The 2,006-nt window shown below is 70.9% G+C and carries 1 protein-coding gene and 2 pseudogenes; all 3 read right to left on the bottom strand.

Annotated features, from left to right (window positions below):
• Positions 1–361 (bottom strand): annotated as a pseudogene (locus AB0C29_RS45710) (hypothetical protein); the annotation flags it as partial.
• A 101-nt stretch (positions 362–462) separates the two neighbouring features.
• Positions 463–1,581 carry an alpha/beta fold hydrolase gene (locus tag AB0C29_RS45705; RefSeq protein WP_360834256.1) on the bottom strand — a complete coding sequence of 373 codons (1,119 nt, stop codon included), beginning with the start codon at positions 1,579–1,581 and terminating at the stop codon, positions 463–465.
• Between the two features lie 88 nt (positions 1,582–1,669).
• Positions 1,670–2,006: pseudogene (locus AB0C29_RS45700) on the bottom strand (serine hydrolase); the annotation flags it as partial.

The following is a 2,006-nucleotide window of genomic DNA, read 5'->3' as shown; positions in this document are numbered from 1 at the left end:
GCGACCGCGTGGTCTCGGCGGCGAGCAGCGCCGTGATGGCCGCCCAGGAGAGCGTCACCAGGTGGAACAGCCGGCTCTCCAGCAAGGGGGGCAGCCGGCTCAGCACGCCGAGGGCGGTCACGGCGGCGTCCTCGCTGCGGGCCCGCAGGGCGAGCTCGAAGACCGCCCGGGCGCGGTACGGGGTGCAGCCCCAGGCCAGCGCCTTGAGCTGGGTCACGGACATGCCGTGCACCCACAGTTCCGCGGCCCGCGGCGAGGCCGGTGGGCTGCTCAGCGCCCGGCCGTGCAGGTAGCGACGCATCTTGAGCGCGCCGGCGCGGGTCGCGAACGACCGGGCCGGCGGCCTGACGGAGTAGTTCATGGACGTTGCCTCACTGAGCGGTTGGTAGGGGATGGAGTGACGGCGCCCCACGCGGGGGGCGGACGCTTGGGACGCCGTCACCTGTTATCGGCTCGCCGTGCTCAGGCGAGCTTCGTCGCGATCCAGTCGGCGACCTGGCCGGTCGTCGCGAAGACCGCGCCGTCATGGTTGGCGCCGCTGACCGGAACGAAGTCCACGGTCGCCGTGTGGTACGCCCGGAGCTGGTCGACCAGCACGTCGGCGGTGAGGAAGTAGGGGACGGCCTCGTCGTCGGTGCCCTGCACGAGCAGCACCGGAGCGGTGGGAGCGGACTGCGCCGGGTTGACGTAGGTGGAGAGCTTGGCGAGCACCGGGTCGGGCAGCTCGCCGCCGACCAGCAGCTGCGCGGGGGTCAGGTCGGCGTAGGCGTCGAGGATCGGGTAGAGGCAGTCGGTCTGCAGGACGCTCGCGCGCTGCTGGGCCGGCGGGGCGAGCACCGAGTTCGGGTTGAAGGAGGGGTCCACCGCGTTGAGGCCGTACAGGGCCATGACCAGGTAGCCCTGGCCGGGTGTGCCGGGGATCAGCGGGGCGAAGATGTCGGCGTTGGAGACCGGGGCGATGGCGGCCACGCCCTTGAGGACCAGCGGACCGTCGTAGCTCGGCGCGATCTGGCCGGCGAAGAGCGCGCCCTGGCCGCCCTGGGAGTGCCCGTCGACCGCGTACGCCGTGGTCAGCTTGTTGTCCAGGTTCCGGGCGGCCTTCACGCTGTCGATCATGGAGCGGGCCTCGCTCAGACCGATCAGGTACTGGTGGGCCGAGGGTGTGCCCAGTCCCGGATAGTCGGGGGCGGCCACGGTCCAGCCCTTGGCGAGCAGGGCGGCGATCGCTGCCCGCGCCTCGGGCCAGAAGACCGCCTGATTGGCCGAGGGTGCGCATTTGTCGGCCAGCCCGGTGGTGCCGTGTCCCCACACCACCGTCTTGTTCTTCTTGTTGGCCTTCGGGGTGATGATCAGCCCGGTGGCGGTGATCGTGCTCCCGGTGACGGACGTGGAGACGTACGCGATGCGTTTTGCGGTCGCCAGTCCGGAGAGCTCGGCCGGCAGGGTCGCGGAGACGCTGAGCAGGACCGTGCCGGGCGCCACTGCTGCCTTGGCCGGTGAGCCCGCGAAGAACAGGATGGCGGTGCTCAGCAGTGCCACCTGAAAAGCGGCGACCCAGGCATGGAAACGGGCAGAGTTCATCTACGGATCCCTTTCGAGGACGGTGAATCCGGGCATGCGGGGGCCCGGACCGTATTGCGGAAATGGTGGAAAGGAGCGGAGAAACGGGTCAGGCGAAGTGGTCAGCCACCCGGCGCAGAGCGGTGATGGTCTCGCGGTCGCGGCGTTCGTCGTCCTGGGTGGGCCAGGCGCTGCACTTGACGATCACGACGTCGGCGGTGGGGTCGACGAAGAGGTACTGGCCGTGCACGCCCAGGCCGGTGAAGGCGTTGAAGGAGCTCTCGCCCAGCGTCCACCACTGGTTGGCGTACCCGTAGTGGTCGTAGCCGCTCGGGCCGAGCGCGCCCACCGCCAGCTGGGGCAGGTCGCTGCCGCGGCTGCGGCGCACCCAGTCGCGGGGAACGACCTGCCGGCCGGCCACGACACCGTCGTTGGCCATGAGCAGC

Origin of the sequence: Actinoplanes sp. NPDC048791 (assembly GCF_040650095.1) — a bacterium.
Classification (GTDB): domain Bacteria; phylum Actinomycetota; class Actinomycetes; order Mycobacteriales; family Micromonosporaceae; genus Actinoplanes.
This window is presented reverse-complemented; position numbering and strand designations above follow the sequence as displayed.